At 36.9% G+C, this 17,064-nt stretch carries 13 protein-coding genes and 1 other RNA gene; 4 read left to right on the top strand and 10 right to left on the bottom strand.

What is annotated here, in order from left to right; genetic code table 11:
- Positions 1-177: 177 nt before the first annotated feature.
- The 6 genes from HZI73_RS11290 to rnpB all read right to left on the bottom strand — a co-directional run bounded on the left by HZI73_RS11290 (position 178) and on the right by rnpB (position 8,856).
- Positions 178-1,947, bottom strand: coding sequence for an NADH-dependent [FeFe] hydrogenase, group A6 (locus HZI73_RS11290; protein ID WP_212698330.1), 1,770 nt, complete (start codon positions 1,945-1,947; stop codon positions 178-180).
- 12 nt (positions 1,948-1,959) lie between these two features.
- Entirely contained in the window at positions 1,960-4,989 is a 3,030-nt protein-coding gene (gene nuoF, locus HZI73_RS11285) for an NADH-quinone oxidoreductase subunit NuoF (RefSeq protein ID WP_334300233.1), read from the bottom strand.
- Between the two features lie 71 nt (positions 4,990-5,060).
- Positions 5,061-5,558, bottom strand: coding sequence for an NADH-quinone oxidoreductase subunit NuoE family protein (locus HZI73_RS11280; protein ID WP_212698328.1), 498 nt, complete (start codon positions 5,556-5,558; stop codon positions 5,061-5,063).
- Between the two features lie 298 nt (positions 5,559-5,856).
- Positions 5,857-6,180, bottom strand: a complete 324-nt coding sequence (locus tag HZI73_RS11275; RefSeq protein ID WP_212698327.1) for a hypothetical protein — start codon at positions 6,178-6,180, stop codon at positions 5,857-5,859.
- 556 nt (positions 6,181-6,736) lie between these two features.
- The gene (locus HZI73_RS11270) at positions 6,737-8,218 is read right to left on the bottom strand and encodes a polysaccharide deacetylase family protein (protein ID WP_212698326.1); all 1,482 of its coding nucleotides are present in this window, start codon (positions 8,216-8,218) and stop codon (positions 6,737-6,739) included.
- Between the two features lie 286 nt (positions 8,219-8,504).
- An RNA gene (rnpB, locus tag HZI73_RS11265) (RNase P RNA component class A) lies at positions 8,505-8,856 on the bottom strand.
- Positions 8,857-9,116: 260 nt separating this feature from the next.
- Between rnpB and HZI73_RS11260 the strand changes: the two genes are divergently transcribed.
- From HZI73_RS11260 to HZI73_RS11245, 4 genes are all read left to right on the top strand, one after another.
- Positions 9,117-9,602, top strand: coding sequence for a hypothetical protein (locus HZI73_RS11260; protein WP_212698325.1), 486 nt, complete (start codon positions 9,117-9,119; stop codon positions 9,600-9,602).
- A 15-nt stretch (positions 9,603-9,617) separates the two neighbouring features.
- Positions 9,618-10,304: a response regulator transcription factor gene (locus HZI73_RS11255; protein WP_212698324.1), complete on the top strand. Its 687-nt coding sequence runs from the start codon at positions 9,618-9,620 to the stop codon at positions 10,302-10,304.
- Positions 10,294-11,736, top strand: a complete 1,443-nt coding sequence (locus HZI73_RS11250) for a sensor histidine kinase (protein WP_212698323.1) — start codon at positions 10,294-10,296, stop codon at positions 11,734-11,736. The genes HZI73_RS11255 and HZI73_RS11250 overlap by 11 nt, the downstream gene beginning before the upstream one ends.
- A gap of 203 nt (positions 11,737-11,939) precedes the next feature.
- Positions 11,940-12,500 (top strand): hypothetical protein, encoded by a 561-nt coding sequence (locus HZI73_RS11245; protein WP_212698322.1) that lies wholly within the window; start codon positions 11,940-11,942, stop codon positions 12,498-12,500.
- A 120-nt stretch (positions 12,501-12,620) separates the two neighbouring features.
- Here HZI73_RS11245 and HZI73_RS11240 read toward each other — a convergent pair whose 3' ends face one another.
- From HZI73_RS11240 to rpoD, 4 genes are all read right to left on the bottom strand, one after another.
- Positions 12,621-14,285: a nucleoside kinase gene (locus HZI73_RS11240; protein ID WP_212698321.1), complete on the bottom strand. Its 1,665-nt coding sequence runs from the start codon at positions 14,283-14,285 to the stop codon at positions 12,621-12,623.
- Positions 14,286-14,439: 154 nt separating this feature from the next.
- Positions 14,440-15,222: a Nif3-like dinuclear metal center hexameric protein gene (locus HZI73_RS11235; protein ID WP_212698320.1), complete on the bottom strand. Its 783-nt coding sequence runs from the start codon at positions 15,220-15,222 to the stop codon at positions 14,440-14,442.
- Complete coding sequence (locus HZI73_RS11230) at positions 15,213-15,902, bottom strand: tRNA (adenine(22)-N(1))-methyltransferase (protein WP_212698319.1); 690 nt, start codon at positions 15,900-15,902, stop codon at positions 15,213-15,215. Before HZI73_RS11230 ends, HZI73_RS11235 begins: the two co-directional genes overlap by 10 nt.
- 85 nt (positions 15,903-15,987) lie before the next feature.
- A complete protein-coding gene (rpoD, locus tag HZI73_RS11225) occupies positions 15,988-17,064 on the bottom strand; it encodes an RNA polymerase sigma factor RpoD (protein ID WP_212698318.1) in 1,077 nt (358 codons plus the stop codon).

The raw sequence follows: 17,064 nt of genomic DNA, 5'->3' as shown, positions 1-17,064 counted from the left end.
TTAATGTTTACAAAGGGATTACGTGGCTTTTTGCATAGCAACTTGTTGTGTTAAAAAAGTATCCTTGACACATAAGAAAACGCTTGTTTTTCATATGCTAACTTGAGAGAACTTTCTTGTAAGATAAAAAAAGTAGGAGAACAAATTATTCTCCTACTCTAGTCTATCTACCTTTAACTATGTCAGTTCATTATATACCCCACGTTTCACATAATGGGTATGCAGCAACTCATGGGACTTATGTCCAAGAGGCTCACCCAAGAAATCTTCGTACAGTTTAAGAATGGCTGGATTATCATGGGATTTTCTAAGCTCTTTGCCTTCATCTTCGCGATAGATAGCTTCCATACGCTTCTCTCTAATCTCTGCATTGGTAGGTCTTGGTTGGCCCCCACCACTAATGCATCCACCTGGACAGGCCATAATTTCAATAAAATGATAAGGGGATACACCATCTTCTATTTGCTGCAGCAGTAACCGAGCAGATGTTAAGCCGCTTGCTACAGCTACTTTCACTGTTTGACCTTCAAAAGCCTTGTAATCATCGGTGGCTTTCTCTATAAATAATTCACCCTCTTTGATGGAGGATAGACCCATAATGGGCTTAACATGTAGATTTTCAAAGGGTAATTCTGTGCCTGTAATGATTTCAAATACTGTACGGATAGCGGCTTCCATGACACCACCTGTTGTACCAAAGATATCAGCCGCACCTGTTGAGATGCCAAAAGGCTTATCAAATTCACCGTCTTCAAGGTTTCTAAAATCAATACCTGCTTCTTTAATCATCTTACCAAGTTCTCTTGTGGTAAGTACAGCATCCACATCATCTTTCATTTCAGGTCGGGTAATCTCATACTTCTTAGCTGTACATGGCATAATGGATACCACGTAGATATCTTTTGGATCAACACCGATTTTCTCTGCATAGAATGATTTTGCAAGAGCTCCTAACATCATATGAGGAGATTTACAGCTTGATAAATGATCCAATTGCTCTGGGAAACGATTCTCTATATACTTAATCCAACCAGGACTACAACTTGTAATCATAGGCAGTGACACTTCCTCATGCTGTACAGCCTTCGTTAGACGTTGTAAGAATTCGTTGCCTTCTTCAATGATGGTCAAGTCCGCTGCAAAATTCGTATCGAATATATCGTGGAAACCTAACTCACGAAGGGCTGCAGCCATCTTGCCTGTTACCAGTGTGCCAGGTGCATAACCAAACTCTTCACCTAATGCAGCACGTACTGCTGGCGCCGTCTGGACAATGACACGTTTTCCCTCTTCATGGAGCATACGCCATACGTCATTAATGGAATCCCGTTCACTTAATGCATCAACTGGACATACTGTTGTACATTGACCGCAGTAAGAACAATTAATACCATCTAAGTCAAAGCCTTCACTGGGTCCTACAAAGGTATCAAATCCTCGATTTTGATTATTTAAGATACCTACCCCCTGAACTTCATTACACATGGTGACACATCGCCTGCATAACACGCATTTTGATAAATCTCTTACAATAGAAGGGTTGTTATCATCTACATATTGGATGGACATATCCCCTTCATAAGGGTTTTCTGATACACCAATCACTTCACCTAATTCTTGGAATTCGCAATGCCTGTTACGGTCGCAGCTCAAACAATCTTTTGGATGATTGGATAACATCAGTTCATAGATAATCTTCCTTGCTTGTCGTACTTTCTTGGTATTGGTATGGACTACCATACCATCTGTTACGTTGGTCATACAAGCAGCTTGTAGAGATTTTGCTCCTTCTACTTCTACAGAACATATACGACAGGAACCATTTTTATGGACACCTTCTAAGAAACAAAAATTAGGAATCAAAATGCCATGCATCTTGGCTGCTTGTAATATCGTAACGTCACTAGGAACTTCTAATTGTTTATTGTTAATCGTTATTTTCACCATTATCTAATCCTCCTATCTTTTGTCACATCTTAGACATCTCATGGATTCTGCGATAGCGTTCAAACGATGGAATCCTTTGGAGATTTCATTAAAGTTATCTTTTCGGTCTTCAGGACAGACACAATCCATCTCAAACCGCATGTGCTCTGCCACCTGAGCATCTGAATCGGGTTTTGGTATTTCAATGTCTTCACCGGTATTCAGAACGCCGTCTCCACCTAAATATTTATCCATAGCAATGGCTGCATCTTTACCATCTGCAATAGCCCATATAACGGTATCTGGCCCTCTAACAACATCTCCTCCAGCAAATACGCCATCGATATTGGTCATTTTACTCTTATCATCCACAACGAAGGTACCCCACTTGGTCATTTCCACTTCATCTTTTTTAATAAATGGCAAATCAGAATGCTGACTTACTGCTGGAATAACCATATCAAAATCCATATCAAAAGTAGAACCTTCAATAACCTGTGGTCTTCTTCTACCAGACGTATCGAATTTGCCTGGTTCTAGCCTTGCTAAACGTATGCTTTCAATTTTAGCATCACCTAAGATTTCAATGGGTGTAACCAAAGTATGAATAACAATACCTTCTTCAAGAGCTTCTTCAATCTCACGTTCTTCTGCTGGCATATCTTCAATATTTCTACGATAGAGGATATGTACCTCTGGTGAACCAAGGCGAACAGCCACACGTGCTGCATCTATTGCTGTATTACCACCGCCGATAACGGCAACTTTCTTACCTAACGTCACTTCAATACCTTTGTTAATATCTTTTAAGAAATCAAGACCATGGTAAACACCTTTTAGCTCTTCACCTTTTACATTGATCTTGTTGGAGAATTGTGTGCCTGTTGCTACATAAATAGCATCATGATCTTCTTTCAGCTTCTCAAATGCCACATCAATACCTACTTCTGTGTTCAAAACAATTTTTACCCCAGCTTGCTCAATGCTTCTGATTTCTTTTTGTAATAAATCACGAGGTAATCGGTACTCTGGAATACCATAGCGTAGTATACCGCCGGCTGTACTAAGTGCCTCATATACTGTTACATCATAGCCTAAACGGGCTAAGTAGTAACCACATGTTAACCCTGATGGACCTGCCCCAATAATACCAATGGATTTGCCCTTGGCTGGGAATTTCAAATCATTAAAGGGCTCATCTGATTGCAAGATGGAATCGGCTATGTAACGCTTAAGATCCCGAATAGCCAGTGATTCATCCAGTTGTGTACGTCGACATTTCTCTTCACAAGGATGGGTACATACACGACCGCATACTGCTGGGAATGGGTTATCTTTTCGTATAAGGTTATAGGCATCTCTCACACGATTTGCCGATATTAGACTGATATAACCGGGTACATTCACACCAGCTGGACATGCATTCTGACATGGGGATATAAATAAGTCTGCACATACCCCAGCGCGACATTTTTTGTCCCTTATATGTTCTTCGTATTCTTCTCTGAATTCTCTAATGGTACTGAGTACAGGGTTAGGTGCTGTTTGACCAAGACCACAGAGAGCTGTTTCCTTGATTGATTCCCCTAGCTCTATGAGTTTTTCAATATCTCCTTCTTCACCTTCACCTTTTGTTATACGTTCCAGAATCTCTAACATACGTTTTGTTCCTAGACGGCATGGTACACATTTACCACAGGATTCTTCTTGAACAAACTCCATAAAGAATCTTGCCACATCTACCATACAATTGTCTTCATCCATGACAATGAGTCCACCGGAACCCATAATGGCGCCTTTGGTTTTCAAGGAGTCATAATCCACTGGCGTATTCAGACAGCTACTGGTCAAACATCCGCCAGAAGGACCACCTGTTTGTGCTGCTTTAAATTTCTTATCGTTTTTAACACCGCCACCTATATCGTATACAATGTCTCCCAAGGTAATACCCATGGGAACTTCAACAATACCGGTGTTATTAATTGCACCAGCTAGTGCAAATACTTTGGTACCCGTACTTTTTTCAGTGCCAAATCCTGTAAACCATTTAGCCCCATGGCGCATAATAGGGGGTATATTACCAAATGTCTCCACATTATTAATAATGGATGGCTGATTAAATAAACCTTTATCTGATGGGAACGGTGGCTTTTGTCTAGGTTCACCTCTTCGTCCCTCAATGGAATTCATAAGAGCTGTTTCTTCACCACATACAAATGCTCCCGCACCTATTCTAATTTCAATATCAAAGGAGAAACCACTACCCATAATATCTTCTGCTAATAGACCGTAAGCTCTTGCTTTTTCAATAGCTGCATCGAGTCGTTCTACAGCAATAGGATACTCAGCCCGTACATACACATAACCTTTACTGGCACCAATAGCATAACCAGCAATGACCATACCTTCTATCACAGCATGGGGGTCACCTTCTAATAAACTACGGTCCATAAATGCACCAGGATCACCTTCATCTGCATTACAGATGACATATTTAACATCGGACTTAGACCGTGCTGCAAATTCCCACTTAAGACCTGTTAAGAAGCCACCGCCGCCTCGTCCTCGAAGCCCTGAATCTTTCACTTCTTGATAGACTTCTTTTGGATGCATGTCTTTTAGTACATTCTCCATAGCAACATAACCCCCTCGGGCAATGTAAGCATCAATGGAACTAAAATCAATCTCACCACAGTTGGCTAATACAATCTTTTTTTGCTTTTCGAAGAAAGGAATTTTATTCATTTTATGTATATACTGGTTGGTATCTTTATTAAAATAACATTTTTCTTGAACAATCTTACCACCAATGATATGTTCCATAACGATCGTTTCCATATCTTCTGGTTCCAATTTAATATAATACGTATTACCAGGCTCTATGAGCAGTGATGGACCAAGATCACATGCGCCAATACAACCTGTTTCATGAACTAGAACCTGTTCGTCAAAATCATGTTTTTTTAGGGCTTCTACTAACGCATCTTTTACTTCTTTACAATTAGAGGATATACAACCTGCCCCAAAACATACATGGAGTTGATATTTGTATCCTTTTTCCATTTCTAAATAACTTTGTTTAATTTGCTCTAAATCAGTTCGATTCATTATCTTTGTCATGACCTCATCTCCCTCTACTCATATTTCTGTAATATTTCACTAAGTTTATCAGGATTGACTTGTTTATAGACTGTATCGTTAATGGAAATAGCTGGTGCTAATCCACACGCACCTATACAGCGCATTACTTCTAATGTGAATTTCTTATCTTCTGTTGTTTCACCTACACCAATGTCTAAAAGTTCTACCAACTTATCTAGAATTTTCTTCCCACCTCTTACATAGCAAGCTGTTCCTAGACAGACGCGAATGGTATAATCACCTCTTGGCACAGTGGAAAAGAAAGAATAGAAGCTGACAACACCTGACACCTCTGATAGAGGCTTGTCTAATCCATCTGCAATGCGTTTTTGAATATGAATGGGTAAATGACCATAGACTGTTTGGGCAATATGTAAAACTTGTATTAATGAGCCTTCTTTTTCCTTATAGTCTTGGATGAACGATTCAATCATCGCAACTTTTTCTTCTTCGCTCATATCTTTACATTGACAATTTTTTAACTTTTCCATATCTACTCTCCTTACTATAGAATTTTCTCTTAGGATAATCTTGTAATCCATCTTTTCCCAACATCTTTGTAGTTTATGAAAACTATCAATGCTTTGGGTCATTGTGCTTAGGAACATATGTGACAGCATAAAGGCACATTATAATCTCACCACTTCAGAGTGCGTTGATATTAAAGGTAAATATGTTGAATTAAGGATAACATTAATTCAACATATAAACGCTCACTGTTCAATAATACTTTCTTCTAATGGATAAAACCCTTAAAACCTTCCTTATAATGATTGTTAATCCTTCTACTTATGCTAGTGGTAAACACTCTGTTGTTTGTAATTTAACAATGAGACGATCTAATTCTTTTAGTTGCTTTTTAAGCAGCTTAATTTCCCGTTCATGTTCTTGGATGGCTGATACAATCTTATCTTTTTCTTCTTCAAAAGCCTTTAGCTGTGGTTCACGGATTTGGTCAATCTGGTTGTTAATATGTATGAGTTCTTGTTTGTACCTTTCCCATGCTCTTTTTAGGCTTTTGTCATAATCTCCTCCTTCAATGTACTTCTTAATACAATTAATGTCGTATACCAGTTGATTCCTTTTTTTCAAATAACCAATAACTTCCTCCATAAATCACACCCCTAAGTTATTTTTTTGGCAATCAGAAATAAACCTTATGCAAATGATAAAGTTTTAACTCATTGCTCTATGTGAATACCTAAGGAAAATAACTCCTTATTTCATTGGTATTCCATACCCCGTTTAATTATGAATAGCTTATGAATGATCTTGGTGTGTATACCCTGTCCTATGAAGTACTTATAAGTCATGTACAGGACGATTGTCCCTTACAGTATATTTGAAAAGTAACGATAAGTTTTTTGGTTAGAAACAACAAGCTTTTATTATGCCATGATTGCTATAGATTGTTTATCAAAATGTAGATGTAACGTTTATTGACATTTGTACATTGTTTTCTACATAGAGACTAGATAGAGTGGATATGAATTACATAAAATCAACACAAAGATTACGATATGTATGATGTTGTATATAATCATTATAATACATAATTAGGCATTTTCCAAGAGAATCTTTTATCTTCTTTTTGAATACATTGAATGATGTTTTATAGACAAAAAAAGAACCTCATTGCTTATGTTTTACAATGGGTTCTCGCCAACAATCAGTGAAAGGGTGGCCGTCTGGTATCATAAACATCTTCCACCTCAAATAAATCAACAAGTTGATAAGGCGCCTTTGACATGCGATAACCGTCTAGGTTACATCGGTCCATGAGCATAGCGCCAGAATCAAAACGCAAGGAGGTATAAGCGCACACACCAAAGAAAATATCAAATCCATACTTCTGTAATTCTGTGAATTTTTCATCATGACCTTGAACTGCTGCTCCATAAGGATAGATATAGAGGTTTGTATCACCAACTAGTGAACCTACTTCTTCATCCCATTGATTGGAGTCTTTCTTCACACGTTTTAATGATTGTTTTTCCACGTTAATATGCCCATAACTGTGTGAAGCAAAGTGCCATCCAGTTTCTTTAAGCCTTTTTACAATGCCTTTGACATCTGCTATGTCTTGTTGGTAAGTGGGTGAACTGGCATCGTCCGTACGGTACCCAAGTATGCCTTCATAGCCTGTCACACCAATGATACCTTTGGCACCTCGATAAGAAAAATCCGGGTGTTCTTCTACAAATACATCTAATATAGGCACGCAATCATGATCCCTAGCAATAAGATGCTTGCCATCTGGCAGCTTTGTATCTGTTGCAACTTCACCATTATGAAGAACCAATCGGTCAGCAAAACCATCATTTTCCATATAATCATAGTAGTTTAAATCGTCAAGGGATAGGATTAACGGTTTCTTACCTTTTGGCAAATAAATATCTTTCTTCTTTAATGTACGTTTTCCATCAACGACTTCTATATCATACAGTAAGTGAATATCCACTAACATAAAATCTCTTTTATACATCTCATCAAGCATTTTCTTAAATTCATCAACGGTGGTCATCCAATAATTATAACCTTCTTCCATATAATCACCGTCAAAAGCCAACTCCGTAAAAGCAATAAGTGAGTGAAAGAATATGTGTCGTACATCGCCCGTATACAAGACCATCTCTTTATTTTTATTATCAATAGCCGTCTTCGTTTCTATCAGTTGACTATTCACAGATACATCCACTAAAGCCCCTAACAACGTACTAGCCTCATCATAAAAATGCCCTTTAGCCATCTGATTAGCCGTATCCAGATAATGATCTTCAATAGCTTTCATTGTTCTGATAGCACTGGCATAATTTTCCACATCTTCTTGGATTACCTGTTTTAGCAGTTTATAACTTTCTATAGCACGACCCGCCTCATAGGCCTTAGTACCCTTGGTATAATGCTCCTTAGACGATTGAAGAGCCTTTAATTTAACCATGAAGTCACGAATAACGTCGTCCACTAAGCCCTCAGAAAACTTAAAACTATCTTCATAACTTATCTTACCATTGGCATACTGTTCAATACTGGATTTAAACTTAAATATCTGCTGTTGGTCACTATTTTTTGCTTTCGTGTTGAGATTACAGGCTGTTAATATCATCATTAAATATATAACTATACCTGCTATGTACAACTTTTTCCCCATTCAACTTCACTTCCTCATCTGCTTTTATTCCCATAGCTCCATGTACATATGGCATGCACCCATAAGGTCATCATCTATGTGTTATGCATGTCATAATCCTTACCCCTGTAACTATTATAGATACTATGCTGCCCACTAACAAGTGACTTAACACAATAAACATATTATTTAATAAGTTATTAATAATTATAAATACTTATTTAACATAAATATTACCAAAAAGTATATTAAAAAAGACACCATCCCTTAAGATGCTGTCTACCTAACATACATGATTCAATCTGAATAAATGAGCAAGCCGATGAGCCGAGTTCTGTCTTGAATGGTCATCTATCTCGACTTACTGTCACCAGTAAGCTCTAGCAACCTACCCGAGAGCGCGACGGGTTACCGCTAATTGCTCTCCTATGCGGTTTTGCTCCGGATGGGGTTTACATGTGCCCCTTTTGTTGCCAAAAGGGCGGTGAGCTCTTACCTCGCCTTTCCATCCTTACCAAGAAAACTTGGCGGTTTATTTCTGTTGCACTGTCCTTGGAGTCGCCTCCACCAGACGTTATCTGGCATCCTACCCTATGGAGCTCGGACTTTCCTCACATACAACTTTTCAGTTTTGTATGCGCGACCATTTAGCTTACTCATATCAGAAAGCTATCATATCACTTTAATACCGCTTTGTCAAATTCAAAAAAATGGTTCACCATCACATAAGCAAACAAACGCTATCTTTTTTATGGCATTTGATTTATAATAAGACATAACGCAATATATACAGATTATATCCACTGCATATAGGATTTACTAGTCAAATTAATTGAATTCTAATTATCTATTAAAGCTACCATAAGAATTCTTTTTTATAATACCACTATAGAATGAAATATTTACGAGGAGGTATAGCATGGTTATAAAAGATAGTGATATTGAAATTATCTTACAACGTGTCAACGTTAGCTATGCTGAGGCAGAAAAAGCCTTAATAAAATCAAAAGGTGACATCAACCGAGCTATCCGATACTTGGAGAAAAAAGAAAATAGTTTTTTTAAGAAGGTAATCACGAATATCAACAAGTTAATACTTAATTTGGTATACTATCAATTGGTTTTAACGCGAAAAGGTGAAACCTTAATTAATCTGCCTATTATACTCATCGTATTTTTCTTTATTGTCTTTGAAGATCTTAAATATGTAGAAATGATAATACTCTTATTGATTATTATTCTTACCGATTGCAAAGTGTCCATTCATAAGAAAGATAAAGCAGAAAACCCAATCAAAGAAGAGGTCATCAAGCCCAAAACCAAGTCAAAACAGAATGATGATATAACGACGACACTAGAAGTCATTGAAGAAGATGACTATAATGAAATTTTCGTTGAAAACTAAAGAGGTGAAGATAGTATGGCACAAAAAATATTAATTGTTGAGGATGAAGCTAAGATTGCTAGATTCTTAGAGCTTGAACTAAAATATGAAGGTTATGAAGTGGATATAGCCACTAATGGACGAGAAGGACTTGACAAGGGTTTGCAGCCTGACGTGGATCTTATCGTCTTAGATTTGATGTTACCCATATTAAGTGGTATAGAGGTATGTCGACGCATACGACAGTCTTCCAATGTGCCCATCATCATGTTAACCGCCAAAGACGACGTATCAGACAAAGTCATGGGACTTGATATGGGTGCTGATGACTACTTGACGAAGCCATTTGCTATCGAAGAATTATTAGCACGAACACGGGTTGCTCTTAAACGAGAAGTCAGTAAAAAAGTGACTGAAAGCAACACCCTTTCCTATAAGAATCTAACCCTTAATAAAGACCAGCGTCAGATCATGATCGATCATGAAGAAGTTATTCTCACTAAAAAAGAATTTGAATTACTGGTATATCTGTTGGAAAATCGAAACATTGTCCTTAGCCGTGAAAATATCCTTGAAAAAGTATGGGGCTTTGAGTATTACGGTGATACGAATATCATTGATGTGTATATCCGTTACTTACGAGGCAAAATTGATCAGAGGTTTAGCATCAATATGATCCATACAGTAAGGGGGGTTGGCTACGTTATAAAAGATGAGAAATAATGTATTGATTAGAGGAATTATAAGACTATTATCATTGCCATTTGGCTTATTCCGTGGCATTAATCGGCATTTTTTAAAATTACGAACATCCATAAAAAGAAAAATAACATTTAATTTTGTTCTTCTCTATATCGTCACAGGTATTTTTACCATCATTATTGTATTATCTGGGTATTACTATTTGGAATATGAAGTTTTTATGCCCAGTGAAGTGCATAATGACATCCAATTAATTAAAACGTGTTCCACGGATGCTGAATTCAACGATATCCTATCTAAAATTGGCTATTATCGGAATGCGGATATTTTTATCACAGAGTTAAATAATGATATTGTTTATATGGATAATAAGTATAATGATTTTTTAGGTTTTCCTTTTACAATGGTTGAATTCTTTGAGTTCATACCAACCTATCGTAAAATTCCTTATATAAGTATGCTGTTCATTAATAATCACCAGTATAAAATATATTATTATTTCAATCTCTATGATTATTTAGAAAAAGGTTATTTACTGCTTCTCATTGTTGGGGGTGCTGAATTATTTGGCTTGATGGTGATATGGATTTTTGGTTCTTTAAAAAGCAAGAAAGTCCTCAAACCCATCTATACCATGACAAAAACAGCAAAAGAGATTTCCATCTATAACCTGGATGCACGTTTAAATATCAGTGAAGCAAAATACGAATTAAAGGATATGGCTTATACCCTCAATAAAATGCTTGATAATTTAAAAATTGATTATACCAAGCAAAAGCGTTTTGTTTCGGATGTATCCCATGAGCTTCGAACACCCATATCGATCATTGATGGTTATGCCAGTATGCTGCAAAGATGGGGAAAAAAGGACGAGGCTATATTGGATGAATCCATTGAAGCCATTAAAAATGAAGCCAATAACATGAAAGATTTAGTTGAAAACTTGTTGTTTTTAGCACGGCATGATAATCAAACATTAAAATATAATCGTGAAAACTTTTATATTGATGAATTGCTCAATGAGGTGATAAAAGAAACGGCCATTATTGATAAAAAACACATTCTTGAACATAATATATCACCAAATCTGGTGATATATGGAGACCGAAACCGTATTAAACAAGCTATTCGTATCTTTGTGGATAACGCTATTAAGTACACACCGCCTTCAGGTAAAATCGTTATTAAGTGTTTCAAAGATAACGATAACATTGTTATTTCCATAAAAGATACAGGTATTGGTATTAGCCGTGAAGATCTGGGTAATATTTTTAATCGATTTTACCGTTCAGATAAATCCAGAACCCGTGAAACAGGTGGTCATGGCCTTGGATTATCCATTGCTAAAATTATCATTGTCGGCCATCAAGGCAAAATAAAAGTAAGAAGTAAATTGGAAGTTGGCAGTGAAATCATTATTCACTTCCCTCCCATACCCGTAAAGCTTAAATAACTGACGTCTATAGCGTAAGGACTTTCCTATAAGCACAATGAAAGCATGCATAAACACGTGCTTTTATTGTGATTTTTTATGTTTACGTGATGATGAACTACCTGATTCATCCATTTATGGGCATTTTTTTAGGACTTTTATTGATATTTCTTCACATAATAAGTTTAAGTCATTAACAAAAGGCTTGTAAAGGACTGAGTACGGTGAAGAAGTACATCCTCTTTTTTGTGTTATCCATCACCCTTTTTATTACCGTGATGATGCTGTCAAGGTATGTAGAAAACAAACAAACGATAGATAAAACCATGCTTTTTCAGTTGTTAGTGGATCACTATGCCACCGGTACTGGTTCTTATCAATCATGTCAAAAATTCTATACAAACTATCTATCGCCCGCCGAGAAAGAAGCGCATACCATATCTTGTCTCTATGATACCCTAAAACAGTTAAAAACATCGAAGGAAAATTATACAATCGCAACCAATTATTATGAGAAACAAGCCTACATTAAAAGTTATCGTTTTTATCATTTAATTATACAAGAAGACCATGAACATTATCAAAAAGCCTTGCGTAAAAAAGAACAAATAAAGATGTCCTTGGTTAAACAAATAGACCGCTTAACTTCTGAAGCTAAGCTACGAGAGGCTTATGCATTAATAAATACCATGTATGAGCATATGGATATGCCCATAAACTTAGATATAAAGTTACGAAAATATTTTGATAGCAATCAAATGAACGCCGATATAATAGCGCATTAATAAAACTGTCTCCTTCAAGCTTATATCCTAATTAGAGAACACATGGATCATGAACCACTTATCATGGCTTCCAATTGTTCGATATACGCTATTATGAGACAGTTTCTATTCATTTAAATATTATCTAAAACAACTTCCACCCACAAATTCCCTAATGAGCGAATTGTAAGGAATTTTTTCGCTGCTAACACCTAAGAAATAATCTAGAAATTTAATGAGGCGTTTTGCTTCGATGTATTCTGGCTGATCTTTTGGAATACTAAAGAGCAGCGGCTCAGCATATTGCTTTAGTACAGCTAATTCATAGATTAAGGCAGAATTGAACATCACATCCGCTTGTTCTTGATAAGGGAAGATGTAGAGTTCTTCTCCTTTTCTTACAGATGGCCACATGGCAATGGTTTTAGCAGCATCGGCACCTCGATACGTATTATCCCGCACAATACGTCTAAGGAGTCGTGCATCTGTTGTAGGAATACGATTATGATCATCAATATTAAGCTGTGTCAACGCACTAATGTATATCTTAAACATGTTATCCCTTGGAATACCCATGGATAGTTTATCATTCAGACAGTGAATACCTTCTACCACCAAGATGTCACTTTTTTCCAGTTGAAGAAACTTACCATTGTATTCCCGTTTTCCAACCTTAAAATTAAAATCAGGCAACTCCACTTCTTGCCCATCTAATAATTTCATCATATCTTCATTAAATTGTTTCACATCTAATGCATCTAATGTTTCAAAATCATAGTTACCGTCAGCATCTCTTGGTGTTAATTCACGATTAACGAAGTAATTATCAACGGAAATGGCATGGGGTTTTAGACCCTGAGCCTTGAGCTGAATGGATAACCGATGAGCAAATGTTGTTTTTCCTGATGAAGATGGTCCAGCAACAAATATAATTTTTTTATGTGCAATATCTTGCATAATTGTATCCGCTATGGCTGCAATTTTTTTCTCTTGGAGTGCTTCAGCAATAAGGATAAGTTCATTAATTTTACCTTGTGCTATTTTATTATTAAGCGCACCAACGGTTCCAACGTCCATGATTTCACCCCAGTCAGAAGATTCTTTCAGGGTTTTAAAAAGTTTTTCATGATTAATAAAGGGGGCCACCGCCTTGGGGTCTTGACGATTTTGGAACTGTAAAATAAAACCTTTGTCATATTGTAATAGATCAAAATGCTGCAAGCAGCCAGTACTGGGTACCATGTAACCATAAAAATAATCTTCAAAATCATCTAACCGATACAGATTAACATTAGAAACACGACGGTAATTAAATAACCGTACTTTATCTTCCATCTTATTTTCTTTGAATAATTTTAGTGCTTTATTCAAACTAACGGTACGTTTTTGAATTAAGATATCTTGCTCCACCATCTCACGCATCTTATGTTTGACCTGTTCTAATATGGCATCGGATACCTGATGACCTTTTATCTCGCAGTAAAAACCTCGACTTAAGGAATGATGAATAACTACCTTGGTTCCTGTTTCTCTACCTAACACATCATATATGGCTTTTATCATAAGGAAGGATACGCTTCTTAGATAAGCCCGATACCCATCTCTATTGGTTACATCCAGAAATTCCAACTTGCAATCTTCATTAACGTGACTTCGTAACTCTTTTAATTTATTATCCATAAGAGCTAAAACAATGGGCGCATTAAATTCATTCTGATAACGCTTACTAAGTTCCAATAGGGTTATTCCCTTTTCAACCTTTTCATTTCTTCCATCTGGCAATATAATTTCTACATATTGATTCATATTTTTTACCCCCTTTTTTAATATTTAAATGTATCATCATCTACATTTTCCATAACTGCAATGGTGGACCAACACGCTTTTTTTGAACAGCGTCTACTTACATCCTATGGTTAATTAAGTGATATCATGATACCCATTTTGAACAAGTTAATCATTAAAGCATTAAGAAGGGGTCCGTGTCCTCATCTGCTATGATCACTTCTAGCTCACCAAACCACTTCATGATTAAATCCCTTAATAGATGTACCACGATATGTTCGGTACCATAATGTCCTGCATCAATTAAAGCCATACCCATTTCACGATATGCCTGTGCTGCATGATATTTGACATCCCCAGTTATAAAAACTTCGGCTCCTGCTGCATGTGCCAGTGATGCAAAATCCATTGAACTGCCTGGGCTAACAGCAACGCGCTCAACAACACGCTGAGGATTACCAACAAGACGTACACTGGTGAGCTGCAGCTTATCCTTAATATATTGGCACAACTCACCCAAGGTCATAGGTTCTAAGTAACCAATGAGACCTGTGCCACATTCTTCTGTAATTGGACTGAGTGTGTCGCTATTTTTTAGTGCTAATTGATGCCCTAAATACGTGGACAAACCTTCTTTAGCACCATCTAGATTTGTGTGAGCTGCATATAAACTTATGTGATGCTCAATAAGACCCATAACCTTCTCTCCTGCTATAGTGGACTTATTAATATGCTTCATTCCCTGCATAATCATGGGATGATGCGTAATGACCATATCCACTTGCTTTGCTATGGCTTCTTGAACAACTGCATAGGTGGCATCCAACGCTACGAGCACCTTGTTAACCTCTGCATCTTTATCTCCTATTAAGAAACCTACATTATCCCATGATTCTGCTAACTTAGCAGGTGCTAATTCATTTAATTTTTCAACGATATCTTGACAAATTACAGACATGCCAACACCTCTCTTATCTCTTCTAACTCCTCTTGTATGACTTTACTTCTAGCTACAGACCTCTCTGTATCTTGTAATGCCAATTGCCGCATAACCTCTTGATATTTTTGGACTTTATTCTCTAACATGTTTTTCAAAAGTGGTGATTGGGACTCTATCAATAGTTTACCATATTTGTAATGAATTGTATCGTATTTTTTGTCCACGCCATGAGCAGCATGAATAATCGTGTAATACTTTCCCTCATCTTGGATTAACTTCTCATCAAGAATTTTATAACCTAGGGTATGTAGTTTTCTTCGCACAATATCCACATCTGAGTGAGGTGATACGATTAACTCGTCAATGGTGGCCAGTACATCCCGACCTTTATCCATAATCTTTTCTATCAGCAAACCTCCCATGCCAGCTATAATAACCGTGTCCACTTCGTTTTTCTTAAGCTTCTCTAGTCCATCCGATAACCTTGTCTCGACAACATCCTCTACACCATAATGGTTGATGTTAGTTTTAGCTTTATGAAGGGGTCCTTTATTCACATCACAGGCTAAGGCATACTTAATCTTTCCTTCTTTTGCTAAATAGATAGGAATGTACCCATGATCTGTCCCTATATCTGCTATAACTGCATCATTTTTTACACAATCACTAATGGCCTTTAATCGATTTGATAACTCCATGATATCTCCTTCTACTGATCTAAATTGCCTATACCATCATAAAAATCACCACGTAAGTATCCAATACTTAGGTGGTGACTGGCTTTTACTCTAAATAATCTTTTAACTTGCGGCTTCTACTTGGATGCCGAAGTTTTCTAAGGGCTTTTGCTTCAATCTGTCTTATTCTCTCTCTTGTCACATTGAAGACTTTACCCACTTCTTCTAGTGTGCGAGCTCTTCCATCGTCAAGACCAAATCTTAACCGAAGGACTCTTTGTTCTCTGTCTGTTAATGTATCAAGTACATCCACCAATTGTTCTTTTAACAATGTAAATGCAGCAGCATCTGCTGGAATGGGTACATTTTCATCTTGTATAAAATCCCCTAAATGGCTATCTTCTTCCTCACCAATAGGTGTTTCTAAAGACACTGGCTCTTGAGATATTTTAAGGATTTCTCTTACTTTATCCACTGGCATATCCAGTTCTTCAGCTATTTCTTCTGGAGCTGGTTCTCTACCTAACTCTTGAAGCAGCTGTCTTGATACCCGAATAAGCTTGTTAATGGTTTCCACCATGTGCACAGGAATACGAATGGTACGTGCTTGGTCTGCAATGGCTCTTGTAATGGCTTGTCTAATCCACCAAGTAGCATAAGTACTGAACTTATACCCTTTTCTATAATCAAATTTTTCCACGGCTTTAATTAAACCAAGATTACCTTCTTGAATAAGGTCTAGGAATAACATGCCTCGGCCTACGTAACGCTTTGCAATACTCACAACAAGTCTTAGGTTGGCTTCTGCTAACTTTTTCTTGGCCTCTTGATCACCATCTTCCATTCTCATGGCTAGGTCAACTTCTTCTTCTGCTGATAATAAGGGTACTTTACCTATTTCTTTTAAGTACATCCTTACTGGATCATCAATGTTAAGCCCTTCTGGAAGGGATAAATCAAGCTCTTTTACAGGCTCCTCATCTTCTTCTATAAGACCTAGTACATCTATGCCAGATTTCTCTAATATATCATAAACGATTTCTATTTTATCAGCATCATTAACAAGCTCACCAAAATGTGCTTCAATCTCTTTATATTCAAGAACATTTTTCTTTTTCTTGGCCATGTCAATTAAGGCTTTCACTTTTTCTTCAAACTTACTGTAATTCTCTTCGTTTGCCAT

It is taken from the genome of Vallitalea pronyensis (genome assembly GCF_018141445.1).
Taxonomy (GTDB): Bacteria; Bacillota; Clostridia; order Lachnospirales; family Vallitaleaceae; genus Vallitalea; species Vallitalea pronyensis.
This window is presented reverse-complemented; position numbering and strand designations above follow the sequence as displayed.